1 protein-coding gene is annotated in these 419 nt (G+C 66.8%); it reads right to left on the bottom strand.

The features are described from left to right. Positions 1–419, bottom strand: a 419-nt coding sequence (locus JWG43_RS18805) for a DUF2252 family protein (RefSeq protein ID WP_205244434.1), incomplete at both ends; no start/stop codon positions are given.

The raw sequence follows: 419 nt of genomic DNA, 5'->3' as shown, positions 1-419 counted from the left end.
GGTCTGCAGTGCATCGTCCAGATTGGCGACCACGTTCTTGCCCGAGCCGAGCGCGACACGGTCGGCCGTCGGCTGCAGGCTCTTGACGACGTACGACTTCGGCTTTTCGCCCTTGGCGCCGTAGACGACGCCGCGCAGCAGCGCGGGCGAAATGGCCTGCGAAACGCGCTGGATATCGACAACGCGCCCTGCCTCGCTATGCCAGGGTGCCACGCTGCAGGCGCTGCCCAGCACGCCGGCCCATACGCTCGGAATCGACAGCTTGATGTCGATCAGGCGCAGGGTGGCGGGGTCGTTTTCGGGGCGAGCCAGCACGGAATAACGCTCAAGCCCCAGGCTGCCCGTACCGGCAATCCGCCGGGCTACGTCGACGGCAACGAAACGCTGGCCGTTGCCCTGCTGTCCGTACGCCTCGAGAA

It is taken from the genome of Desulfobulbus alkaliphilus (assembly GCF_016918545.1).
Lineage (GTDB): Bacteria > Desulfobacterota > Desulfobulbia > Desulfobulbales > Desulfobulbaceae > Desulfobulbus > Desulfobulbus alkaliphilus.
The sequence above is the reverse complement of the archived record's forward strand: the minus strand, read 5'-3'. Positions and strand labels throughout refer to the sequence as shown.